Annotated in this window: 18 protein-coding genes; 9 read left to right on the forward strand and 9 right to left on the reverse strand. The window is 70.3% G+C overall.

What is annotated here, in order from left to right; genetic code table 11:
* Nucleotides 1-81 precede the first annotated feature (81 nt).
* Nucleotides 82-3,375 carry a kelch repeat-containing protein gene (locus tag FOF48_RS12075; RefSeq protein WP_255442094.1) on the forward strand — a complete coding sequence of 1,098 codons (3,294 nt, stop codon included), beginning with the start codon at nucleotides 82-84 and terminating at the stop codon, nucleotides 3,373-3,375.
* Nucleotides 3,376-3,378: 3 nt separating this feature from the next.
* Nucleotides 3,379-5,049 (forward strand): OmpA family protein, encoded by a 1,671-nt coding sequence (locus tag FOF48_RS12080; protein ID WP_143901042.1) that lies wholly within the window; start codon nucleotides 3,379-3,381, stop codon nucleotides 5,047-5,049.
* A 168-nt stretch (nucleotides 5,050-5,217) separates the two neighbouring features.
* On the opposite strand, the gene FOF48_RS12085 is transcribed toward FOF48_RS12080, so the two are convergent.
* Nucleotides 5,218-5,991, reverse strand: a complete 774-nt coding sequence (locus FOF48_RS12085; RefSeq protein ID WP_143901043.1) for an HAD family phosphatase — start codon at nucleotides 5,989-5,991, stop codon at nucleotides 5,218-5,220.
* A gap of 105 nt (nucleotides 5,992-6,096) precedes the next feature.
* Here FOF48_RS12085 and FOF48_RS12090 point away from each other — a divergent pair, with 105 nt between their 5' ends.
* Nucleotides 6,097-6,657, forward strand: coding sequence for a sugar O-acetyltransferase (locus FOF48_RS12090; RefSeq protein ID WP_143901045.1), 561 nt, complete (start codon nucleotides 6,097-6,099; stop codon nucleotides 6,655-6,657).
* On the opposite strand, the gene FOF48_RS12095 is transcribed toward FOF48_RS12090, so the two are convergent.
* On the reverse strand, nucleotides 6,638-7,822 hold the full coding sequence (locus FOF48_RS12095; RefSeq protein WP_143901046.1) for a nuclease: 1,185 nt from the start codon (nucleotides 7,820-7,822) through the stop codon (nucleotides 6,638-6,640). The two genes, FOF48_RS12090 and FOF48_RS12095, sit on opposite strands and share 20 nt — an antisense overlap.
* A 125-nt stretch (nucleotides 7,823-7,947) precedes the next feature.
* On the reverse strand, nucleotides 7,948-9,117 hold the full coding sequence (gene tgt / locus FOF48_RS12100; RefSeq protein ID WP_143901048.1) for a tRNA guanosine(34) transglycosylase Tgt: 1,170 nt from the start codon (nucleotides 9,115-9,117) through the stop codon (nucleotides 7,948-7,950).
* 268 nt (nucleotides 9,118-9,385) lie between these two features.
* Here tgt and FOF48_RS12105 point away from each other — a divergent pair, with 268 nt between their 5' ends.
* Complete coding sequence (locus FOF48_RS12105) at nucleotides 9,386-10,984, forward strand: ABC-F family ATP-binding cassette domain-containing protein (RefSeq protein WP_143901050.1); 1,599 nt, start codon at nucleotides 9,386-9,388, stop codon at nucleotides 10,982-10,984.
* Between the two features lie 432 nt (nucleotides 10,985-11,416).
* A complete protein-coding gene (locus FOF48_RS12110) occupies nucleotides 11,417-13,894 on the forward strand; it encodes a DUF4157 domain-containing protein (RefSeq protein ID WP_221938229.1) in 2,478 nt (825 codons plus the stop codon).
* Nucleotides 13,895-13,906: 12 nt separating this feature from the next.
* Here the strand turns inward: FOF48_RS12110 and FOF48_RS12115 are convergent, their stop codons facing one another.
* The gene (locus tag FOF48_RS12115; RefSeq protein WP_143901052.1) at nucleotides 13,907-14,608 is read right to left on the reverse strand and encodes a calcium-binding protein; all 702 of its coding nucleotides are present in this window, start codon (nucleotides 14,606-14,608) and stop codon (nucleotides 13,907-13,909) included.
* A gap of 123 nt (nucleotides 14,609-14,731) precedes the next feature.
* Between FOF48_RS12115 and FOF48_RS12120 the strand changes: the two genes are divergently transcribed.
* Together FOF48_RS12120 and FOF48_RS12125 are read left to right on the forward strand one after the other, a co-directional pair.
* A complete protein-coding gene (locus FOF48_RS12120; RefSeq protein WP_143901054.1) occupies nucleotides 14,732-16,507 on the forward strand; it encodes a serine hydrolase in 1,776 nt (591 codons plus the stop codon).
* A gap of 30 nt (nucleotides 16,508-16,537) precedes the next feature.
* Nucleotides 16,538-17,158, forward strand: a complete 621-nt coding sequence (locus tag FOF48_RS12125) for a hypothetical protein (protein ID WP_143901056.1) — start codon at nucleotides 16,538-16,540, stop codon at nucleotides 17,156-17,158.
* Here the strand turns inward: FOF48_RS12125 and FOF48_RS12130 are convergent, their stop codons facing one another.
* From FOF48_RS12130 to rfbB, 5 genes are all read right to left on the reverse strand, one after another.
* Complete coding sequence (locus tag FOF48_RS12130; RefSeq protein ID WP_143901058.1) at nucleotides 17,159-18,220, reverse strand: YihY/virulence factor BrkB family protein; 1,062 nt, start codon at nucleotides 18,218-18,220, stop codon at nucleotides 17,159-17,161. It abuts the gene before it with no gap.
* Nucleotides 18,221-18,366: 146 nt separating this feature from the next.
* Nucleotides 18,367-18,912, reverse strand: a complete 546-nt coding sequence (gene rfbC, locus FOF48_RS12135) for a dTDP-4-dehydrorhamnose 3,5-epimerase (protein WP_143901060.1) — start codon at nucleotides 18,910-18,912, stop codon at nucleotides 18,367-18,369.
* On the reverse strand, nucleotides 18,909-19,790 hold the full coding sequence (rfbA, locus tag FOF48_RS12140) for a glucose-1-phosphate thymidylyltransferase RfbA (RefSeq protein ID WP_143901062.1): 882 nt from the start codon (nucleotides 19,788-19,790) through the stop codon (nucleotides 18,909-18,911). Before rfbA ends, rfbC begins: the two co-directional genes overlap by 4 nt.
* Nucleotides 19,787-20,701 (reverse strand): SDR family oxidoreductase, encoded by a 915-nt coding sequence (locus FOF48_RS12145; RefSeq protein WP_143901064.1) that lies wholly within the window; start codon nucleotides 20,699-20,701, stop codon nucleotides 19,787-19,789. The genes rfbA and FOF48_RS12145 overlap by 4 nt, the downstream gene beginning before the upstream one ends.
* Nucleotides 20,698-21,720, reverse strand: coding sequence for a dTDP-glucose 4,6-dehydratase (gene rfbB, locus FOF48_RS12150; protein ID WP_143901066.1), 1,023 nt, complete (start codon nucleotides 21,718-21,720; stop codon nucleotides 20,698-20,700). The genes FOF48_RS12145 and rfbB overlap by 4 nt, the downstream gene beginning before the upstream one ends.
* A gap of 151 nt (nucleotides 21,721-21,871) precedes the next feature.
* Here rfbB and FOF48_RS12155 point away from each other — a divergent pair, with 151 nt between their 5' ends.
* Together FOF48_RS12155 and FOF48_RS12160 are read left to right on the forward strand one after the other, a co-directional pair.
* Nucleotides 21,872-23,479 carry a glycosyltransferase gene (locus FOF48_RS12155; RefSeq protein WP_235685521.1) on the forward strand — a complete coding sequence of 536 codons (1,608 nt, stop codon included), beginning with the start codon at nucleotides 21,872-21,874 and terminating at the stop codon, nucleotides 23,477-23,479.
* Nucleotides 23,466-23,921, forward strand: coding sequence for a hypothetical protein (locus tag FOF48_RS12160; protein ID WP_186001879.1), 456 nt, complete (start codon nucleotides 23,466-23,468; stop codon nucleotides 23,919-23,921). The genes FOF48_RS12155 and FOF48_RS12160 overlap by 14 nt, the downstream gene beginning before the upstream one ends.
* The last annotated feature ends 145 nt before the right edge of the window (nucleotides 23,922-24,066 follow it).

Consider the following 24,066-nt stretch of genomic DNA (forward strand, 5'->3'; position numbering starts at 1 on the left):
AGCCCCGCCCGAGATTGTTCACGTCGAGCTGGTCCCGGACGTTCGCGTTCGCGCCAGCCCTCGCGGCTCGGAGTTCGTTCGATGCGATCAAAGCGCGCGGTCCTTGGCAGGCTCTTGATGCTTTTCGCGGGCCTGGGCCTGCTGTCGTGTGGCGGCAATGAGCGCCCGGCCGCGGAGGGCGCCCGCACCGCGCACTCCCGGCTGGCCGCGGCACCGGCCTGGTACGCCACCGCCCCCATGACCGTGGAGAGGGCCCAGCACGCCGCGGTCCTGCTTCCTGACGGAAAGCTCCTGGTCATCGCGGGCGTCAACACGACCGGGTTCGTGACCACGGCGGAGCTCCTGGATCCGGCCACCGGCACCTGGTCCTCCGCGGGCAGTCCCGGGATCACGGGCAACGTCACCGAGGCCGTGCTGCTTCCCAGCGGCAAGGTGCTGGCGATGACCGACGGCTCGCTGTCGGGCCGCATCTACGACCCCGCCACGGGCACCTGGTCCACCACTGGCGACATGGCGCGGACCCGCTTCCTCCCCACCCTCACGCTGCTGAACTCGGGGAAGGTCCTGGTCGCGGGCGGAGGCAACGGCGTCAACCGGCTCGCGACGGCCGAGCTGTACGATCCCACCACCAACACCTTCACACCCACCGGCTCCATGAGCGTCGGCCGGGGTGCGCACATGGCCACGCTGCTGCGCGACGGGCGGGTGCTCGCGGTGAGCGGAATCAATGAGCTTGGCGAGGTGCCGGGCGCCGAGATCTATGACCCCGCGACCGGCACCTGGTCCAGCGCCGCGCCCCTGCTGGTCGGCCGGCACTACTCCACCAGCACCCTCCTCCCGGATGGCCGCGTCCTCGTCGCGGGCGGTTTCGCCTCGGGCGGCGCGACGGCGCAGTCGGAGCTCTATGACCCGGTGGCCAACACCTGGACGGCCACGGGCAGCCTCGCGTTCGCGCGCTCGAGCCACATGGCCACGCTGCTCCCCAACGGCAGGGTGCTCGTCACCGGTGGAGCCATCAGCGGGGCCGCTCCCGAGCGCGAGGCGGAGCTCTACGATCCCGCGACCGGAGTGTGGACCCCCGCGGGCACGATGCTCACCGGCCGTGAGAACCACACCGCGACGCTGCTGCCCTCCGGGAAGGTGTTCGTCGCGGGCGGATCCGCCCGGACGCCCGTGCTCGGCTTCTTCGCGACCACGGAGGTCTACGACCCCGCCGTCAGCGCGTGGTCCCCCGCCGGCGCCATGGGGACGCCCCGGACCGATCCCCTGATGGCCCTGCTGCCCTCGGGCCAGGTGCTCGTCGCGACGGGCCGCGGCCTCTTCGGGTCGTCGAGCGCCGCGGAGCTGTATGACCGCGCGAGCAACACCTGGACCGCCCTGCCCGCGCTCGACACTCCGCGCGAGCGCGCCACCGCGACCGTGCTTCGCTCGGGACAGGTGCTGATCACCGGCGGCCGGCAGCTGAGCACCTCGACCGCCTCCGCGCAGCGCTTCGACCCCGTCACCCACACCTGGCTTTCCACCGCGCCGCTGCTGGCGCCGCGGCACCTCCACACCGCCACGGTCCTCCCCGACGGCCGGGTGCTCGTGGCCGGAGGTCAGCGCAACACGACCGCGCTGAACACCGCGGAGCTGTACACGCCCGACACCGACACGTGGAGTGTGGCGGCCCCGAGCGCCTTCACCCGCGCTGGGCATCGCGCCGTGCTGCTGTCCAACGGCAAGGTGTTCATCGTTGGCGGCCATGATGACAGCGGCGCGGCGCTGGCCACCACCGAGTTGTACGACCCCGTCTCCAACCTCTGGACGCCCGCGGCCGGCCTCGCCGTGGCCCGGGATGAGCTGACACTGACGCTGCTGCCGTCGGGCCAGGTGCTCGCGGCGGGCGGCATCGCGGGCGGCATCGAGCTGACGTCCACGGAGCTCTACGACCCCGGCACCAACACCTGGGTGACCGTGGGTCCGCTCGCGCAGCCGCGCTGGCTGCACAGCGCCGCGCTGACCTCCTCCGGCAAGGTGCTGGTCGCGGGCGGCCTGACCCTGGCGGGCGAGTATTCCGACACGGCGGAGGTCTACGACCCCCTCCTGCGCGCCTGGACCACCGTCGCCACCCCCACCACGCGTGGCGGGCTCTCCTCGCTCGCGCTGCCCTCGGGCGAGGTCCTCGTCGTGGGTGGCATGAGCGCGCCCGACGCGGAGCTGTTCGACGACACCGGCGCGCAGCCCGCGTGGAGGCCGACGGTGACCCGCCCGGCGACCCTCGTCGCCGCCTGCCCGACCGTGCTGGAAGGCCTGCTGTTCCGGGGCATCTCCGGCGCGAGCAGCGGCAACAGCACCGACTCTCCGACCGACTTCCCCCTGGTGCGCCTGAGCGCCGCCGAGGGCGGACGCCTCTGGACGCTCCCCAGCAGCGACACCTCCGCCACCCGCGCGACCGTGACCGTCCCCGCGGGCGTCCCGCTGGGCACCTACGGGCTCACCGTCCTCGCCAACGCCATCCCCGGCGGGCGCACGGTGCAGGTCGTCGCGAACCAGGCGCCCACCGCGCCGGACCAGACCGCCGCCACGCAGAAGGACACGGCCGTGGCCGTGACGCTGGGGGGCAGCGACCCGGATGCCGGTCAGGTGTTGACCTGGACCGTCGTGACGCCGCCCCAGCACGGCACGCTGAGCGGAACGCCCCCCGCCCTCACGTACACGCCCGCGCCGGGCTACACGGGCACCGACACCTTCGCGTTCCGGGTCAGGGACTGCCTCCAGGACAGCAACGTCGCCACCGTGACCCTCACCATCACGGAAGGCGCGCCCCCCACCCTCTCCTGCCCCGCGGATGTCACCGCCGAGGCGACGGGGCCGGACGGAGCGCTCGTGAGCTACGATCCCGCGGTGCCCAACCCGGCGGGCCTGCCGGTGAGCTACTCTCAGGACTCGGGGACGCGCTTCCCGCTCGGAGCGACGACCGTCACGGCCACGCTCCCGGCCAGCGGCGTGTCGTGCACGTTCCGAGTGACCGTGCGGGACACCACGCCGCCCGCCTTGACCTGTCCGGCGAACGTGACGGTGGCGCCGGGGGAGCCGGTGACGTTCACGCCCTCGGCCACGGACGCGGTGACGGCTTCGCCGTCCGTGACGTCCTCGCCCGCGTCGGGCAGCACCTTCTCGCCGGGCGCCACGCAAGTCACCGTCACCGCCACGGATGACGCCGGCAACTCCGCGCAGTGCACGTTCCAGGTCCGTGTCCAGGCGGAGGTGGTGGAGATCGCGGGCGGCGGTTGTGACAGCAGCGGCGGCAGCGCTTCCGCGCTGGCCATCCTCGTCGTGCTGGCGGCATGGAGCGGTTCGCGCCGCCGCCAGAACCCGGCGCGGGGGAACTGACCCATGCGCTCCCTCTTCTCTCGAATGGACCTCACCTTGCGTACCCAGGCACAGAGCTGGGCGCTGGCCGCGCTGTTGGCCACCGCCGTCGCCCCCGCCGCCTTCGGACAGAGTGTCGCCAGTCCCCTCGTCCCGCTGGACCTGGAGCGCCTGCGCTTCCAGCCCGCGGCGACGGACTCCATGCTGGTGGACACCGGCCGCGTGCTCCCCGAGGGCGGCTACCGCCTGCTCCTCATGGCCAACTACGAGCGCGGCATCCTCCTGCTCCAGGGCAGTGATGGGCTCAAGCGCTCCATCCTGCACTACCGCACGTCGGGGTGGCTCGCGGGGGCGTGGTCCCCGGTGGACCGCCTGGAGCTGTCCGCGCGACTGCCCGTCATCATCTCCCAGGGAGGTCATGGCGCGGAGCAGCTGGTCGGCGTGACGGCGCCGGACTCCTTCGGGTTGGGAACGCCCGAGCTGGGCGCGCGCTTCGAGCTGCTGCGGCGTGAGGAAGGCGCGCCGGTGTTCCTGGGCCTGGGCCTGGACATCGGGCTGCCCGGCGGCACCGCGGACGCGTTCGGCCGTCAGCAGGGCTGGGCCGGGTTCCAGGTCGCGCCTCGCGTGGCGGTGAGCCGCGAGGTGGGCCCCCTGGCGCTGGGGCTCAGCGCGGGCGTGCGGATCCGCTCGCGGGAAGTCGAGCCGGGCCGCGATGTCGGCACGGAGCTGGAGCAGGGCCTGGTGGTGGCGACGCGCGGCAAGGGTCTGCGGGGCGAGGTCGCGCTCCAGGCCGCGGAGTCGCTGGTGCAGTCCGACGTCGCGTTGGAGCTGTTGGGCGGCCTGCGGCTGCCGGTGGCCTACGGCTTCGAGGCCTTCGCGCTCGCGGGGCACGGCTTCACGGACATCCCAGGCACGCCGTCGTTCCGCCTGGCCGCGGGCATCGCGTACGCGAACGAGCCCAAGCCCGTGGACCGCTGCCAGGATGGACGCAGCCACACCCCGGCGCAGTGCCCGAACCTGGATGACGACGGGGACTCGGTGCCCAACGGGCAGGACCGCTGCCCGCTGGAGGCCGGCTCCGTGGACAACGGCGGCTGCCCGGACAAGGACACGGATGGGGACGGCGTGGTGGACCGGCTGGACCAGTGCGCGTCACAGGCAGGGTCGGCCCGCTACAACGGCTGCCCGCCGCCGGACGCGGACCAGGACGGCGTTCCGGACGACGAGGACGCGTGCCCCCACGAGGCCGGCCCCGCGGCGGAGCGCGGCTGCCCCGTGAAGGAGCAGAAGCCGCCCGAGGAGCCCAAGCCCCAGCCGCCGCCCGAGGAGCAGCCCGCCCCGGTGGAGACGAAGTCGCCGCTGGAGCACATCGTGCAGTTCCCGGTGAACCAGTCGGAGTTCCAGGAGAACGAGCAGCGGCAGCTGGACGACATCGCGGCCTACCTGAAGGCGAATCCCCAGCTCGCGATCCGGATTGAAGGCCACACGGACAACAGCGGTCCGGAGGACGCGAACCGCACGCTGAGCCAGCAGCGCGCGGACCGGGTGCGCGCGTATCTCATGAAGAAGGGCATCGCGGGCTCGCGGATGGAGGCGAAGGGCTACGGCCCCGACCGTCCGCGCGTGTCCAACGAAACGCCGGAAGGCCGCAGCGCGAACCGCCGCGTGGAGTTCGTCCCCGTGTCGGGGAGCTGACTCCAGGCAGCGCCAGAGTGACGCCGCTTCGTGGGCCTCCACGAAGCGGCGAGCGGTCGCATCCCGCCCCCACCGGATGCGACCGCGCCGCGCGGACACATCCGGCCCTCACGGAACGCCGCTGTCCCCACCCGGCGGCCGGTCCCCGCGGAGCCGTTCGCGGATGACTCAAGCCTCTTCGGCGTGCAGTTGCACCAGCCCAGGCAGCTCCGCCGCGCGCTCGCGCAGCCGGACCTTGGGGCGGATGGCCACCGGGACGCGGGACGCCGCGAGCAGATCCAGGTCGAACACGTTGTCCCCGAACGCGGCGCAGAGCGGCCGGTCCGTGCGCTGCCTCAAGCAGTTCACCTTTCCGGGGCCGTAGGGCACGGGCTCGAAGACGGACGTCTGCAACCGTCCCGCCTCCTCCTTCGGCGTGCACGCCAGGACGAACTCCGCGGAGATGCCCACCTCCTTCACCGCGGCCTCCACCACCGCGCGAGGCGACGCGCTGACCACGTAGCAATCCACCCCCTGCCCCCGCGCCCACTCCACCACGCGGCGGGCTTCCGGATGGATGCGCTGGGCCACGCCCCGGCGTGACACCACGTCGTGGGCGAAGCCGCGCACCTCCTCCGCGTGCCAGCCCGCGAAGATCCACGCCATCATCTCGTAGGTGGCCTTCTCCGGGAGCCGCCCGGCCTCGAACGCCGCGAACAGCGCGCGCGCCAGCGTCACCGCGTCCGGATGCCCCTCCACGCCGTGCCGAGCCCCCAACCGCTCCATCTCCAGGCGGGCCTCGGGCCGCACGCCGCCATGCTCCAGCAGGGCCAGGAACAGGTCATCGCCCACATCCCCGCTCCACAGCGTGCCGTCCCCGTCGAAGGCCAGCACGCCGTCCGGCGTCAGCGCGACCTCACGACGGATGCGCTCCAGCGTCTCCTCGACCCGCTCGATCCTCATGTCCCGCATCCTCGCTGGCCCGCCTGTCCGGTGTCACCCGCCCGAGGGCTTCCTTCCCTCGGGATGTTCAGCATCGCGCCGGAGGGCGTGACTACGTTGCCCGTCATGGCACGGACGGAAAAAGAGAAGATGCTCGCGGGCCAGCTGTACGTCGCGGCGGATCCCCAGCTGGTGGCCGAGCGGGCCCGCGCGCGCAAGCTCCTGCGCGCCTACAACGCCTCCACCGAGGAGGACCTGCCGCGACGCGAGAGCCTGCTCGGCCAGTTGCTGGGAGCGGCGGGCGAAGGGACGTGGATCGAACCGCCCTTCTTCTGCGACTACGGCGAGCACATCCGCCTGGGCGCGCGCGTCTACATGAACTTCCAGTGCGTCATCCTCGACTGCAACACGGTGACGATGGGAGATGACGTGTCCCTCGGCCCCGGAGTGCAGCTCTACGCGGCCACGCATCCGCTGGATCCGGACGAACGCATCCAGGGCCCGGAGCTGGGCCGCCCCATCACCGTCGGCTCCAAGGTCTGGGTGGGCGGCGGCACCATCATCTGCCCGGGGGTCTCCATCGGGGAAGGGTCCACCATCGGCGCGGGCAGCGTGGTGACGAGGGACATCCCGCCGTATGTCTTCGCGGCCGGCAATCCCTGCCGGATCATCCGGAACCTGCGCTGAAACCACCGCCCGAGGCATCGGCCCCGTCCGCCCCCGGCCCCGCCACGGTGCGCGCCAGCGTGCGCGCCAGCGCATCCCGGGCCTCCGCCAGCGCCTCGTCGCTCCCGTCCCCCGTCCGCGCGGGCACGGTGGACTCCAGCTCACCGGGATGCAGGCGGAACCACTTCGCGATGAGCATCACCTCCTGCGCCTCCTGGGCGCGGAGTCCAATCGCCTCCGGCTCCGGCACCGAGAAGATGTCCCGCACCCGCGCCTCCAGGTCCGCGTGCGCCCGCGGCGTCCGGGGCGCAGGCACCTCCGCGCGGATGCGTCCCCGCCGCAGCACATACGCCCGGTCCGCTCCGCCGTGCCCCCGCACCGTGTAGACCAACGAGAGCCGCCGCAGCGTGCGCCCCAACTCGACGATCCACGCCCGCACGTTCTCCAGCCGCTCGGCGCGGTCGCGCAGCTCCGCCGCGTACTCGAACTGGAGGCGACGCGCCGCCAGGGCCATCCGCTCGCGCAGGATGACCAGCGGACGGTCCGACTCTCCGTTGAGGAACGCCCGCGCCAGCGCGACGCGCTCCAGATACTCCACCTGCGAGCACCCTGCCGCGCACGGCGACAGACATCGCGCCGTCTGCCCGCGCAGGCACCTCGGGTCGTCCTTCAGCGCGAAGAGCGGGAGCTGATCCGCCAGCCGCATGGGCGTCCGCGCGGGGCAATCGCGCAGCTCCAGCAGGTCGTTCACCGCGCGGACCACGTCCTCCATGGTGTGCCGGCCGTGGAAGGGCCCGAAGTATTCCGCGCTCCCGCCGCCGGGCTGTCCCACCACGCGCAGCCGGGGCACCTCCTCCCGCGTGAGCTGGAGGAAGCAGTGCGCGCGGTCGCGCTTGTGCTCCACGTTGTAGAGCGGCCGGTGGCTCTTGATCAGCCGGAACTCACGCAGGAGCGCCGCGAACTCGCTGGCCGTGTACTCCCACTCCAGCCGGTGCGCCTGGGCGATGATCTCCGCGGCCTTCTCCCCCTCCTCCGCGCGGAAGTACGACAGGAGCCGCGTGCGCACGCGCACGGACTTCCCCACGTAGAGCAGCTCTCCGGCGGGACCGAGCATGCGGTACACGCCGGGCCGGTTCTCCGCGTTGGCGCGGACGTGACTCAGGAGGGTGGCGACGCGGGAGTCCATGCGGCGGTGAGCCGGGCCACGCCCGGACCTCGCAGGCTAACCGGCCACGTCCCGCCGCACCGCTGTTGCCTCTCGCGTCCCGTCGCCCCGGCCGGAGGGCGGGCGACGGGACACGGGCCCGAGGCTCAGCCCACTTCCTTCAACGTGGCGGCGCTGGCGGCGGCCTCGTCCTTCAGGTCCTTGGGCGTGGCGACGGCGGCCTTCAGCTCGCGGTACGTCTGCGCATAGCCATTGCGCAGGATGCCCTCGCGGATGCGCTCCATCAGCTTCTGGTAGTGCCGCACGTTGTGCACCGACAGGAAGCGCGAGCCCAGGTGGTGCTTGCCGCGCATCAGGTGCTGCAGGTAGCCGCGCGAGTAGCGCTTGCACACGTAGCAGTCGCACTCCGGGTCCAGCGGACCGTCCTCCAGCTGGTATGCCGTGCGCGTGATGCGCACGAGCCCCTGGAACGTGTACGCGTACCCCTGCTGCGCCATCTTGGTGGGGATGATGCAGTCGAACATGTCCACGCCGCGCAGCACCGCCTCCAGCAGGTCCGTGGGAGTGCCCACGCCCATCAGGTAGCGCGGCTTGTCCTTGGGCAGGGACGCGGTGGCGCGCTCGGTCATCGTGTCGCGCTCGACCTTCGTCTCCCCCACCGCCAGCCCGCCGATGGCGAACCCGTCGAAGGGCAGCTTCGTGAGGAACGCGGCGCTCTCGTCGCGCAGCGCCGGGTGGACGCCGCCCTGGACGATGCCGAACAGCGCCTGCCCCGTGGCGCGCTGCTCCTTCGCGGCGAGGCTGCGCACGGCCCAGCGGTGGGTGCGCTCCATGGCCTCGCGGGTGCCCGCTTCGTCCGTGCGCGAGTCGATGCACACGTCGAGCACCATCATGATCTCGGAGTTGATCGCCTGCTGCATGGCGATGCTCGACTCGGGGCTCAGGAGGCGCCGGCTGTTGTCGTAGAAGCTGCGGAAGTGCGCGCCCTTCTCCGTGATGAGCCGGTCCTCCGGCAGGGAGAAGATCTGAAACCCGCCCGAGTCCGTGAGCACCGCGCCGTCCCACCCCATGAACGGATGGATGCCGCCGAAGCGCTCGAAGACCTCCGGGCCGGGCCGGAGCATCAGGTGGTAGGTGTTGGCGAGGAGGACCTTGGCCCCCGTCTCCTTCACCTCCTCCATGGCGAGGTGGCGGAAGCCGGCGTGGGTGGCCACCGGCATGAACATCGGCGTGGGGAAGGACCCCTTGCGGGTGTGCAGGATGCCCGTACGGGCGCCAGTGGGGTCGGTGTTCAGGAGTTCAAAGCGGACGGCCATTGTCGGGCCTTATACCCAGCCCGCCCGCCTGGAGGCACCCGGTTCCTGGGGACGCCTGCCCGGCCTCCAGGGGGCCGCCCCTCCCGGCCCGGCCCGGCGGGGGCGCCACTTTCCCTACCTGGGGCACATGGGGGACGGACCGGGGGGCGAGGGAAGCCGGCATTTCCGGGGCGGGCCGGCGGTTACATTGGGTCCTCCGGTACGCTGCCGGGCCTCGATTCACCGCGCGTCTTGGGTCGCCGCGCCATTTCCGTTACAAGCCGCCGCCATGTTCAACGTCATCAACGTCTCCAAGGCCTATGGGCCCAAGAAGCTTTTCGAGGAGGTCAACGTCGCCTTCTCGCCGGGCCGCCGCTACGGCCTGACCGGTCCGAACGGGGCCGGCAAGTCCACGTTCATGAAGATCCTCGCGGGTGACGAGGAGCAGGACATGGGCGACATCATCCGCCCGCGCAAGCTGGGCATCCTGCGCCAGGACCACTTCCGCTACGAGAACGACCGCGTCCTGGACGTGGTGCTGATGGGCAACCGCCACCTGTGGGCGGCGATGGACGAGAAGAACAAGCTGCTCGCCAAGGCGGACATCACCGAGGAGGACGGCAACCGGCTGGGTGAGCTGGAAGGCGTCATCGCGGAAGAGGACGGCTATTCGGCGGAGAGCGACGCGGCCACGCTGCTCGCGGGTCTGGGCATCGAGGAGAGCTTCCACGAAGGGCCGATGCGGCAGCTCACGGGCGGCCTGAAGCTGCGCGTGCTGCTCGCGCAGGCGCTGTTCGGCAAGCCCGAGGGGCTGCTGCTCGACGAGCCCACGAACAACCTGGACATCGACTCCATCCGGTGGCTGGAGAACTTCCTCCACGTGTACGAGGGCGTGCTGATCACCATCAGCCACGACCGGCACTTCCTGAACTCCATCTGCACGCACATCGCGGACATCGATTACGAGACCATCATCCAGTACACGGGGGGTTACGACGACATGGTCCGGCAGAAGTCGCAGCTGCGGACCCGGGTGGAGTCGGAGACGGCGGAGAAGAAGAAGAAGATCGCCCAGCTGCAGGACTTCGTGGCGCGCTTCCACGCGGGTACGCGCGCGTCGCAGGTGCAGAGCCGCATCAAGCAGATCGACAAGCTGAAGACGGAGGACCTGAAGCGCTCGAACATCGCGCGGCCGTTCATCCGGTTCGACCAGAAGGTGGTCAGCGGCCGTCAGACGCTGATGTTCGAGGGCCTGAAGAAGTCCTTCGACGGGGTCCCGGTCATCAAGCCGTTCACGGGGCTGGTCTGCAAGGGCGAGCGCATCTGCGTCATCGGCCGCAACGGCGTGGGCAAGTCCACGCTGGTGAAGATGCTGGCGGGGCAGCTGGAGCCGGACGCGGGCACCATCACCTGGGGCCACCAGGCGTCGGTGGGCTACCTGCCGCAGGACCACCACGGCGTCATCCACAAGGGGACGACGTGCTTCGGCTACCTGCGGGAGATCAGCGAGAAGCTGACCAACGAGGAGATCTCCGGCGTGCTGGGCCGGATGCTCTTCTCCGGCGAAGAGCGGATGAAGAACACGGACACGCTCTCCGGTGGTGAGACGGTGCGCGTGCTGCTGTCCAAGCTGATGATCATGCAGGACAACGTGCTCATCCTCGACGAGCCGACGAACCACCTGGACCTGGAGTCCATCGCGGCGCTGGCGGAGGGCCTGTCGAAGTTCGAGGGCACGGTCATCGTCGTGACGCACGACCAGGAGCTCATCTCCGAGGTCGCGACCCGCATCTGGAGCCTGGAGGCGGGCAAGGACGTGCTCGACTTCAATGGTCCCTACTCGGAGTTCATGGAGAAGCACTCGGACGCCGCGCTCAAGCGCCGGTAATCCGTTTCACGGACCTCCGTGGCGCCTGCGCCGCCCGCTTCCGGTTCGCCGGAAGCGAGGCGGCGTTTTCGTGCGCGTGGGCTGGAGGTTTCACGAATCACGGCGGCTCGTCACGACGGGGCACGGCGAGCTCTTGCGCGGCCCCGTCGGCGGCCTTCCTCTGCCTCCCTGCGCCCGCCCCCCCTCACCAGGACCTGCATCTCTCCTATACTCCGCGGACGCCGCTCAACGGCGGTATCGTTCACGAGGGGGGCCTCCACCATGTTCGCGTTCGACCGGAAGCCGCGTCCGTCTTCGGAGCACTCTCCTGCCCCGAAGCGTGAATCACAGCGCCCAGCCGTCGGGCGCGCCGCTTCAGACGCAGACGTGGGAGGCGAGTTGTCGCCGCCGGTCGCGCCCGGTTCCCGGTTTGATTTCGCCAGCATCCCCATCATGCCGCCACGGACTCAGCGCAAGCTGACGATCAGCTCCCCAGAGGATCCGTTCGAGCGCGAGGCGGACGCGGTGGCCGACAAGGTCATGCGGGCGCCGCGACCGGCGCCCATCGGCCCGGAGCCGCACCGGGCGAAGGCCGGAGGGGGAACGGCGCGCGCGCTCGCGCCGCCGGTCGTCCACGAGGTGCTCGCTCGGCCCGGGCGCCCGCTGGAGCCGGCCGCGCGGGCCGCGATGGAGGGGCGCTTCGGAGGCGCCGACTTCTCCTCCGTGCGCGTGCACGACGACGCGCGGGCCGCTGAGAGCGCCCTGGCGGTGGGCGCGCACGCCTACGCCGTTGGGAGCGACGTGGTCTTCGCCGCCGGGCGCTACGGGCCAGGGACGGCCACCGGAGACCGGCTGCTGGCGCACGAGCTGGCGCACACCCTCCAGGGCGGCGCGACCACGCTCCACCGACAGCCATTGGACACGCCGCTCCTTGACGTCGGCACGGACGATCCGCAGTCACTGAAAGGCTCCATCGATGACTCAAACCCGCGGGCAGTCCAGAGCGAGATCGCGAGGATTCGCCGCTGGCTGGCGCGGCAGCGTCCCGGGGCCGACAACGCGACGACGCAGCACCTGCGCGATGAGCTCGCCCGGCTGGAGGCTCGCATCGACCCGGCGTTGCAAAGGACGACGGTCTGGGACGCGTTCGCCCCCCTCTTCAACAAGGAGTTCGCGGGAGTGCTGAACGTGTTTGGCGTGCCGCCGGTCCCGCTGGCGCCCGCCAGGCTCCAGGCGCTCTTCACGGACACCCAGCGCCAGAAGCTGCAGGACTTCATCATCTCCCGGCGCATCCCCGACCGCCTGTTCAACGGCACCGACCAAGGGAAGACCACCGCGCAGCAGCGCCTCCTCCTCTCTGCCCACATCCTCGCGAACGGCGTCTACCGGCCCGGCTCGTTCGACCAGCGGGTGCATGCGCAGTACTGCTTCCATTGGGTTCAGATCGTCCACCACTACGCCGGCGCCACACCGCCCGGGGCCGGCTTCTCCGGGGGAGTGATGGGGACCTTCGACCCCATGGGCGCCGCGGCGTTCACCACGGGGAAGGAGATAGACGTCTCGAACCCGAAGCGGGTCTCGAAGCTGAAACTCCCCGACGATGAGTCTCCGGGCGTTGTCGAGACGCCCCCGTCTTGCGGCACCGGACAGGAGGGGACGCTCAAAGAGGTGTCGCCAGCTCCAGCGAAGCCGCCGTCCTGCGGCCTGGGCCCGCTGCACGCGGGAACGAAGCAGGCGGAGGCGTCGGAGAAGGCCGAGGCCGCGGCCCCCGGCAAAGGGGAGAGGTTCTACCGGCAACCGCATCTTCCTTTCGAAAGATTCAATGAGTTTCAAACGGGAGATTGGCTCTACATCTACAACGCCAACGCCTCGGAAGGCGGTGGGCACAGCGTCATCTTCTCTCACTGGGAGACGGGGAAAGACCTCGTCCAAACGCCACCCGGCGCCCGCTTCCGCGTGGCCATCGTCTGGAGCCAGCCGCGGCCCGACACCGGCGGCGTGCAGCATCGGGCGAACCTGGGCGACCGCTTCGTGCCCAACCCCGCGAACAACCTGGCCCCCTTCGTCACACCCGTGACGCACGTCTCGCGGGTGACACCCGACACGGGGCCCGCTACCACCGCGGCCGGGATGCTGCCGGGCCCCACTGGCGCGGCAGCAACGAAACTGGCGAAGGACAACGAGGACTTCATCAAGGGGAAGAGGCTCAAGGGGCCAGTGAACCGGAAGAAGCTCCACGCGTGGCTCCGGGACAAGAATCAGTCCTTCATGGCCTCGCTGGGGACCCACCTGGATCCGGGCCAGCGCGCCGTGCTCGGCGGCGTGAACCAGGGCGACGACCTGGAGGCGCTGGTCCGCCTCTACCAGCGGCTGCGCCCCCTGAGCGCCAACGCCAGACTGTTCGACGCGAACATGCGCGCCTACTACGCAAAGCTGGACCCAACGTACCAGGCGGCAAAGGACAAGAAAGAGGCCGCGTCGGCGACAGCGGCCAAGCATCTCCACGATACCGAGGCCGAGATCCAGTCGGTGGAGAGCGACCCTCGGGTGAAGGACCCGACGCTCGTCCGCGAGCTCGAGGCCGCCGCCGCCGATGTGCAGCGCGAGATCTCGAAGCTGAAGGACGGCCCGGAACGCGATGAGCTGAAGATGCGGCGGGAGCGCCTTCTGGATCGGGCCGACGCGGCGCGCGGAGTGCAGCGAAAGAACGTGGAGCTGCGCGCCAGCCGCGACAAGGCGCTCAAGGCGCGCGACGCGACGGAGGCCATCAAGCTGCCCTTCGGCGTTGTCCACCCTGGCGACCTCCGGAAGGAGGCCCGGCCGCAACGGATCACCGGGAAGATGGCGGACATCGACTCGGACATCGACTGGGGCAAGTTGGTGGATCCCGCCCCGACCGCTCCCCCCACCACGACACCCAAGAAGCCGTGAGCGTGCACCGCCTCAACCGACGTGTTCACCGTTGCCATGCGCCTTCAATGCCGCCGCCAGGTAGTCCCGGCGCCGCTCGAAGCGATCCCGGGGAACGCCCCACTCGCCGGTCATCTTGGCCTGGTTGGAGAGCACGTCATAAAGGCCCTGGAGGTCGTTGTGGGCGATGATCTCCTGAATCTCCCTGCGGGTCGCGGGCGTGTAGTCACCTCGATACCGCAGGTCCACGACCACGTCCTTGAGCGCGGGGTCCAGGTTCTCCCAGTCGACGTTGCCATATTTGGCGACCGTGTCTGACTTGCTGGAGATGCGCTTCACATCCGCGGCGTATTGGCCATACACGGCGCTGAACAGCTTCTTCTGCGCCATCGGTGAAATCTGGATGACTTTGACATCAGCCCTGGCGATGAAGTGGGCCGCCTCATTGCCGGTCAGCTTCGCGCCCTGGGCGAGGAGTTCGGCGTCCCCCCGGGGCACACCCGCGGCGATCAGATCGGAGACGACGGACTCCTGGGTCCGCTCTCTCATGTCGTAGCCGCGGCCAATCGTGACCCCCGAAGCGCCTCCGGGACAGTGGGCCTTGCGGCTGAAGTAGGCCCCCCTCGTCTCCTGCCCTTCGGCATCGAACGTGAGCTGCCCCTCCGGAACGGAGAAGTCGCTGACGAAGGTCTCCGGCGTGGAACTCTGGGAACCAGGATCGAGCAGGTCTGTCATATTTTCGACGAACTGTACCGGATCAAAAGCGGGCGTGGGAGGCGGTCCGTCTTCATCGAGCCGCCTGAAACATCGTAGGGAGTGCAATCGAAACGGAGCGGGGCCGTGTCGCTACACATGGGCATGACGATCCCCCCCTCTCCGTTGTTCGGCGCCCGCAGGCTCCTCGGCATCCTGCTGCTGCTTCCCCTTCACGTCGGCGCTGTCCCCCTCCAGGAGGATCCCGCGGAGCAGCTCGTGGGCCTCTGGGGCAGCGAACGCGTCATGGGGCCCCAGGTCCGTGGCGAGCTGACCCTGGTGCGTCGCGAGAGCACCTGGTCCGCGCGCATCGCGGGATTCGAGCTCCCGGCCCGGGTCGACGGCCGGAAGGTCTCCGTCGTCCTTCCCGATGGTCAGGGCGAGCTGCGAGCGACCCTGGCGGAGGACGGCACGAGCATCGCGGGTCATTGGATCCAGCCGCGGACCATGAGCAACGGCATGGCGTTCGCCACGCCCGTGGAGCTTCGCGCGCTCCAGACCGGCGTCTGGCGCGGGGTGGTGGCGCCCCTGGAGGATCGCTTCTCACTGTATCTGGTGGTTCAGAAGCAACCCGACGGCTCCGTGGCCGCGTTCATCCGCAACCCTGAACGGAACTTCGGCAACCGGATGCTGTTCCAGGTCCAGCTCCGGGACGGCGCCGTCCAACTCACCCCCGTGGCCGGAAACCCTCGGCTTGAAGGCACGTTCGATGCGGACTCAGGACGCTTGTCCTTGGTCCATCCGTTCCTGGACGCGACCTTCGACTTCACGCGCCGGACGCGGTCCGAGGCCGTGGGCCTTTACGCGCGCACGCCCGCCCCGGGCCCTTACGTCTACCAGAAGCCCGTGGGTGAAGAGGATGGCTGGGCCACGGCGTCGCTCGCCGACGTCGGGATGCAGGTCGAGCCCATCCAACAGCTCGTGCAGCGCATCCTCGACCAGGAGCCAGGACAGGAGCCGGCGCCCGCCATCCAGGGGCTGCTGATCGCGCGCCACGGGAAGCTGGTCGTCGAGGAGTATTTCCGGGGCTTCGACAAGGAACGCCCGCATGACCTGCGCTCCGCGTCGAAGACCTACGCCTCCCTGATGATAGGCATCGCGCTGGACCAGGGCGCCCCCTTCACCGTGGACACTCCGGTGGTCTCGCTGTTCCCTGAATACAAGGGGAAGATTTCGAACCTGGACGCGAACAAGCGCAAGCTCACCGTCGCGCACCTGATGACCATGTCGACGGGGTTGGCCTGCGACGACAACGACCAGGCCTCTCCAGGAAACGAGGACCGGATCGATGACAGTGTGCCGGATTGGTACAAATACACGCTGGACCTCCCCATGGTGCGCAAGCCCGGTGAGAAGGCGGTGTACTGCTCCGCGAACATCAACCTGTTGGGCGGAGTGCTCCGCAACACCACCCGCACGTGGATTCCGGAGTTCTTCGAGAAGCATGTCGCCAGGCCGCTCCAGATGCGCGGCTACCACGTCAACCTGATGCCCGACACAGAGCAGTACCTGGGGGGTGGCATCTCCATGCGCCCACGCGACGCGCTGAAGCTCGGGCAGCTCTACCTCGGCGGAGGAACGTGGAATGGAAGGCGCGTCGTGAGCCAGCGCTGGGTGGAGCGTTCCACCGCCCAGCACGCGACGATGGAGCCCGGGCGAACGTATGGCTACGCCTGGTGGCGCCACGAGTTCCGCGTGGGTGACCACGTGTACTCGGAATACGAGGCCGGAGGGAACGGAGGACAGCTCGTGATGGTCATCCCCGAGCTCGACCTCGTCGTGATGTTCACGGGAGGCAACTACAACAACTCGGCCGTCTGGCGGAAGTTCCGGGAGGAGCTCCTGCCTCAGTTCATCATGAGCGCCGTCACCCCGAAGTAGGCGCCCCGTCTGCTAGCGTTCGCCGCCGTCATGAAGACCCCCTGCTTCCTGCTGCTGACCCTGGCGTGCGCGCTGGCCGTCGTCTCCTGCGGTCCTTTCGACTGCACCCCGGAGAACTGCGGGGACGGCTGCTGCTCCGCGAACAACGAGTGCGTCGTCTACCGCGGCGACTCCGAGTGCGGTCCCAACGGCGGCGCCTGTGAGCGCTGCGCGGACGGCAGTGTCTGCCGGCTGGATCAACAGGCGTGCTTCGCGGGGGTGATGAGGACACGCGTGCAGCCCCGCTGGGCCGTCATCGCGGAAGTCGACCCGGCGAATGGGGAGGCGTGGGACTCCGATGGCTCACCGCCGGATGTCGTCGTGGAGATGCGCTGCCCATCCACCTCCGAGCGCACCCGCACCGAGGAGAGTGAGAGCTGGGAGCCTCGATGGAGGACCGGCAGCTGCGAGGTCATCACCTCCAACCTCCTCCGCTACCCCATCGAGATCTCCATCTTCGACAACGACGACTTCATCTTCGATGACGAGTTCGGCACCATTCATTACCAGGTCACCCCCGCCGACCTGAATCTGGGCCGGATCGACATCGCCATCCCCAGAGCCGTGGAACGTCTGGTCATCGACCTGACCCACTCCTATTCGGCTCGATAGCTACCGCGCCGTGGACTTGCGGCGCATCAGGAACACGCCCAGGCCCACGCCCGCGGCCCACTTCGCCGCCGCCGCCAGGGGCGTCTTGCCCAGCGCCACCGGGCGGCTCTCGTAGGCCGACTGGGGTGAAGTGGGCCGGAAGTCCGTGGCGCCGGGCAGGTTCGCGCCCTGCTCCTCCGCCTCCGTCTTCGTCACGTTCGGTCCCGGCGCATCCGGATCGCGCTGGCCCGGCGACTTCCCCTCCGGCGACTTGTGCTCGAGGATGCCGTTGATCTCCGCCCCCAGCAGGATGACCTGGCAGGAGATCCACATCCACAGCAGCATCACGATGACGCCGCCAATCGCGCCGTAGTTCACGTCGTACGAGCCGAAGTTCGCCACGTACCGCGAGAACGCCCACGACGCCGCGACCCAGATGAGCACCGCCACCACCGAGCCCGGCGTGATGAACTTGAACTTCTGCTTCACGTCCGGCAGCACGTAGTACAGCACCGCCAGCAGGCTCATCATCAGCAGGCCCGCCACCGGCATGCGCAGCCACAGCACGATGCCCTGGAGGGGGTCGCCCAGCCTGCTCGCCACCGCCGGCGTCACGACCGCGATGATGGCCGCCAGCACCACCGTCAGCGCCGTCCCCAACGTCGTCAGGAGCGCGATGCCCCGCTTCTTCCAGAACGGGCGCTTCTCCTCCACGCCGTAGACCGTGTTGAGCGCCTCCATCAGCGCCACCACGCCGCCCGACGCGGCCCAGACCGCGCCCACGCCACCCACGGTCAGCAGCCCCACGGGATTGCTCGTCGCCAACGCATCCAGGCGCTCGCCTAGAATCTTCGTCACCTCCTGCGGCGCCACCTTCGACAGCTCGTGGATGAGCTGCTGCGCCTGATGCGGGTCAATCAGCAGGCCCGCCAGGGACACCAGGAACAGCAGGAAGGGGAACAGCGCGAGGATGCCCTGGAACGTCAGCGCCCCCGCTACGTTGCCCACGTTGTCCCGCGCCCACTCATCCTTGAGGGACTTGAAGAACTCCTTCCAACTCATTCCCCTGCCGGGCAAGACCATGCCGTCTCCTCCTCGGAAGAGATTGGGCATTCCATCCCCCGGCTGGCCTCCTCCCCACGGGCGATGCCCGCCCCCCTGCCTGCTCACCGCGCAGGGGGCACGCGAGGGCAAGCCCCCCGGTCCACGCCCGCCCGGCCGCTCCCGAATCAGTAGGCGGGCAACACCGGCGCGTCCTTGAGCCGGGGCGCGCGCTGATCCTTCACCGACAACAGCGGCTCCTTCACGGGCCAGGGGATCGCCAGATCCGGATCATCCCAGGCCACGCTCCGCTCGGACTCCGGCGCGTACAGCGACGTGCACTTGTAGAAGAAGTCCGCGGAGTCGCTCAGCACGCAGAAGCCATGCGCGAAGCCCGGGGGGATCCACAGCTGCCACTTGTTCCCCGACGACAGCTCCGCCCCCATCCACCGGCCGAACGTGGGCGAACCCTTCCGCACGTCCACCACCACGTCCCAGACCGCCCCCGCCAGCACCTGCACCAACTTCCCCTGCCCGTTCGGCTCCTGGAAGTGCAGGCCCCGGAGCGTCCCGCGCACCGACCTCGACAGGTTGTCCTGCACGAACGGGCCGGGGATGCCCGCGTCCGTGTACCGCTGGGCGTGGAACGTCTCCACGAAGAAGCCTCGCGAGTCCCCGAAGACGCGGGGCTCCAGCAGGAGGACCCCGGGAAGCTCCGTGGCCTGCACTTTCATGACGCCCCTCCCCGGCTCGCGCGGAGCGCCAGCAGGTACTGGCCATACTCGTTCTTCAACATGGGCGCCGCGAGCGCCTCCAGCCGCGCCTCGTCGATGTAGCCCATGCGGAAGGCGATCTCCTCCGGACATGCGATCTTCAAGCCCTGGCGACGCTCGATGATCTCGATGAACGACGACGCCTGCATCAGCGACTCATGCGTCCCGGTGTCCAGCCACGCATAGCCGCGGCCCATCAACTCCACGGTGAGCTGGTCGCGGCGCATGTACTCCGCGTTGACGTCGGTGATCTCCAACTCGCCCCGCTTGCTGGGCTTGAGCCCCGCCGCGATGTCCAGGACCTGGTTGTCGTAGAAGTACAGCCCGGTGACGGCGTAGTTGGAGCGGGGCTTCGCGGGCTTCTCCTCGATGCTCACCGCCCGGTTGCCCGGCGCCAGCTCCACCACGCCGTAGCGCTGCGGATCCTTCACCTGATAGCCAAACACCGTCGCGCCGGACGCGCGCCGCGTCGCCCGCCGCACCAGCTCGCTCAGGCCATCCCCGTAGAAGATGTTGTCACCCAGGATGAGCGACACCGAATCGCCGCCCACGAAGTCCCGGCCAATGACGAACGCCTGCGCCAGTCCCTCCGGCCGAGGCTGCTCCGCGTACTGGAAGGACATGCCCCACTGCGCCCCGTCGCCCAACAGGTCGCGGAAGCGCGGCAGGTCCTGCGGCGTGGAGATGATCAACACCTCCCGGATGCCCGCCAGCATCAGCGTCGTCAGCGGGTAGTAGATCATCGGCTTGTCGTAGACGGGCAGCAGCTGCTTGCTCACTACGAGCGTCAGCGGATACAGGCGCGTCCCCGAGCCTCCCGCGAGGATGATTCCCTTCATCCCGCCTCCCCGGCCTGGACCTGGAGCCAGCTCGCGTGGAAGCGCCTCAGGGACTCCGCCAGGGCCAGCGGCTTCTCCGCCAGCTGCTCCCGCGCCTTGTCCGTCCGCAACCCGCTGCGCAGCGGTCGGGGCGCCGACAGCTTCAGGTCCGCCATCCGCGTGGGGACCACCAGGCCCGCGTCGAAGCCGAACACCTCGCACAGCGCCCGCCCGAAGGCCACGCGGTCCAACACCGTGGCGCCGCTGGTGTTCCACGTCCCACCCAGCCGCCGCTCCCCCAGCTCCACCAGCATCGCGGCCACGTTCTGCGCGAAGGTCGGCGACACCACTTGATCCTCGAAGAGCTTCACTGGTTGCCCCGCCGACAACGTCTTCACCAACCACGCGCCGAAGTTGAGCCGCCCCTCCACCGGAGGCCAGCCATACACCACCGCGGTCCGCGCAATCGCACACCCGGGCGCGAGCACGCGCGCGGCCTGCTCGCCCAGGTGCTTCGTCACCGCGTACACCCCCCGCGGGTTCGGCACCGCGTCCTCGCCGTAGGGGCCCGCGTCCCCGTCGAAGACATAGTCCGTGGACACGTGCACCAGGTGCGCGTGGGCCCCGTGCGCCCACCGGGCCACCGCCGCCGAGGCGGTGACGTTCGCGGCGTAGGCGGCTTCAGGCGCCTTCTCGCAGGCGTCCACCTCCGTCATCGAAGCGCAGTGCAGGACGACCTCCGGCGACAGGCGGGACAGCACCGGCGCCACGTCCGCCTCGCGCGTCAGGTCCAGCGCCTCGTAGTCGAACGCCCCCGCCACCCGGCGCGGGCCCCGCCCCAGTCCCACCACCGCGTGGCCCTTCGCCGCCAGCAGCGCGCACGCCCGGCGGCCCACCAGCCCGTTCGCTCCCGTCACGACGAAGCGGCTCATGCTCCATGCCTCCGGGACGCCAGCGCGACGGTGTTCCGGTACTCGCGGCTCAGCACGCGCCCCCACCACTCCGGGTGCTCCACGTACCAGCGCACCGTGTCCGACAGCCCCTGCTCGAAGGAATGCGTGGGCGCCCACCCCAGCTCGCGGCGGCTCTTCGTCGGGTCGATGGCATACCGGCGGTCATGCCCGAGCCGGTCGGTGACGAACTGGAGCAGGGACTCCGGCTTGCCCAGCTCCGCGAGGATGCCCTTCACCAGGTCCAGGTTCCTGCGCTCCGCGCCGCCGCCCAGGTTGTAGACCTCCCCCGCCGTCCCCCGCTCCAGCGCCCGCAGCAGCCCCAGGCAGTGGTCGTCCACGTGCAGCCAGTCGCGCACGTGCTGGCCATCCCCGTAGACGGGCAGCGGCTGGTCCCTCAGCGCGTTCACCACCATCCGAGGGATGAGCTTCTCCGGAAACTGGTAGCGCCCGTAGTTGTTCGAGCAGCGCGTCACCACCACGTCCATGCCGTACGTGTGGTGATACGCGAGCGCCAGCAGGTCCGCGCCCGTCTTGGACGCCGAATAGGGACTGGAGGGCTGCAGGGGCGAGCGCTCCGTGAACGCCCCGGACGGCCCCAGCGAGCCGTACACCTCGTCCGTGGAGACCTGGACGAACCGGCGCACGCCGCGCGCGCGGCACGCCTCCAGCAGGTGCTGCGTGCCCAGCACGTTGGTGGTGACGAACACCGCCGGGCCCTCGATGGAGCGGTCCACGTGGCTCTCCGCGGCCAGGTGGAGCACGGCGTCGATGGCGTGCTCCCGGAGCACCCGGTCCACGCACGCCCGGTCGCCCACGTCGCCGTGGACGAAGACGTGGCGGGCGTCGTCTTCCAGGCCCGCCAGGTTCTCCAGGTTGCCCGCGTAGGTGAGCAGGTCCAGGTTGACGACCTTCCAGTCCGGCCGCTCTCGGAGCAGGAAGCGGACCAGGTTGGACCCGATGAAGCCGCACCCACCCGTGACCAGGACGTTCGTTGACATGGACCCAACCTCGGGGACGCGTGGGCGGCACTGGCTACTGTGTGGAAGTGCCTCCGTCAAGGCACGTCGAGCCCGCTTGTAAGGGCAGGCTCTCAGGTTGTAAGGGAACGCGCGCGTGTCACCGCGACCACCTCACGGCCCGGGCGGACCCTTGCACATCCATCAGCTGGTCACCCGCCTGGCGTGGGGCGACGCGATTGGCAACCAGGTGCGCTACCTCCAGAGCCTGCTGCGCTCCTGGGGACACACCTCCGAAATCTACGCGGACGCCTGGGATGACGCCTGCCGGGACCAGGTGCGCGCCGCGAAGAGCTACCCGCGCGAGGCCACGCGCGACTCCGTGCTGCTCGTGCACCACAGCTTTGAATCGAAGCTGGTGCCGCTCATCGCGCGCGCTCGCGGCCGCAAGCTGCTCGTCTACCACAACATCACCCCCGCCCGCCTCTTCGAGGGCTTCGACCGGGGGGCCGTGCTCGCGTGCGACGCCGCCCGCCAGGAGCTGCTGGCCCTGCGCCCCCACGTGGACGGCGCGTTCGCCTACTCGCGCTTCAGCGCGGAGGAGCTCGTCGCCGCGGGCTACCCGCGCGTGGACGTGCTGCCCTTCGCCATCGACTGGCATGCGTTCGACACGCCGCCGGATCCGGCGCTGATGGCGGAGCTGGACGACGGCTGCTCCAACATCCTCTTCGTGGGCCGCGCGGTGCCCAGCAAGTACGTGGACGACGTGCTGCGTGTCTTCACCGCCTACCAGCGCCTGTACCAACCCAAGAGCCGCCTGCTGATCGCGGGCAACATCCACCGCGACGCGCCCTACGGCGGCTTCCTGCACGGCCTCAAGGACCTGCTCGGCCCGGAGCGCATCCAGTTCCTGGGCCGCGTGAACGCCGCGCAGCTGTCCGCCTGCTTCGCCTCCGCCACCGCCTACCTGTCCATGAGCCGGCACGAGGGCTTCGGCGTGCCCCTCCTGGAGGCCATGTACCGAGACGTCCCCGTCGTCGCGTACGGCGCCGCCGCCGTCCCGGAGACCCTGGGCGGCGCGGGCCTCACCACCTTCTCGCGCGAGCCCGTGGACGTGGCGCAGCTGCTCGCCGTGCTGGAGCGAGACCCCGGCCTGCGCGCCCAGGTCCTCGACGCGCAGCGCGCCCGCGTCGCCGCCCTGTCCCAGAAGGCCGTGGCCGCGCAGGTGCGCACCGCCCTGCAGGGGTGGTTGGGGGGTCGCGGGCCCGGAGCGACCTCCGCGGCGCTCCCCACGGCCGCCATCGAGCTCGTCTGTCCCGGCCTCTGCGCGCGGCCGGAGGCCCCCATGTCGCGGCTCGCGCGCGAGCTGCACCGGCGCCTGCCCGATTCGCGCCTGCTCGCCCTGCGGGGGCGCGGAGAGGCGCCCGTCCTCTCGCTCGGGCCCCAGACCCGGGACGGCGTGCCCGTGTGGCACTTCACGCCAGACCAGCCCGTGGGCCCCGCCCCGGAGCCGCTGCCGGGCTCGTCGTCGCTGGAGACGGCGGTGCGGGCCTCGCCCGCGACGGTGGTGCTCCTGGGCACGGACACCGCGGCGGCGCAGGCGCTGATGCCGGGCGTGGGCCGCCGGAGCTGGGGCGTGCGCGACGCGGCCGCCGCGTCCGACGAGGCCTCCACGGAGGCCGCCCGGCAACACCTGGGGCCTCGCCTCCTGGAGCTGGACCGCGCGGACATCGACGCGGTGGCCCAGCAGCTGGTCCAGGCGCTGTCATCGAAACGAGGAGCCCGCCATGCACGCCGATGATCTGCTCACGGCCCAGCCCACGGCCCAGGCCGTGGCCGCCGCCACCGAGCGCCTCCCCGAGCCGTCCACCGCCGCGCGCGACCAGCTGCGGCGCACGCTCGCCGCGTCCCTGCGCGCGCCCTCCGCGGGCCAGTGGCCGGCGCTGCTGTTGGAGGCGCGCTCGAAGGCGGACGTGCGCTACGTGGAGCCCGCGACGTCGCACCGCCCCGTGCTGGGCCCCGTGCTCGTCTTCGCCAAGCGCTCCTTCCGGGGCGCGTTCCAGCCCTTCATCAACGAGGTGCTTCGGCGCCAGGTGCACTTCAACGAAGCCATCCTGGACGCGCTCACCGTCGTCATCGAGAACCAGCGCGAACACGCGCGCACGCAGGCCCTGTGGCGCCGTGAGATGGAGGGCCGTTTGAAGCAGCTTGAAAAGGATCCGCCAGGCCCATCCTCCCATTGAGTGCATGGTCGCCTGCCCGACGGGACGGCGGCCGGACAGGGCGTTGACGCAGCAACCTTCTCCGCGCTACATCGGCCGCTCGCTTCGCCTGCCTCGTCAATCCTGAGGGGGATGCCACGGGGAGACTCAACGGCGGCGGCGAATC

The sequence above is a fragment of the Corallococcus sp. Z5C101001 genome (assembly GCF_007352635.1).
GTDB lineage: Bacteria > Myxococcota > Myxococcia > Myxococcales > Myxococcaceae > Corallococcus > Corallococcus silvisoli.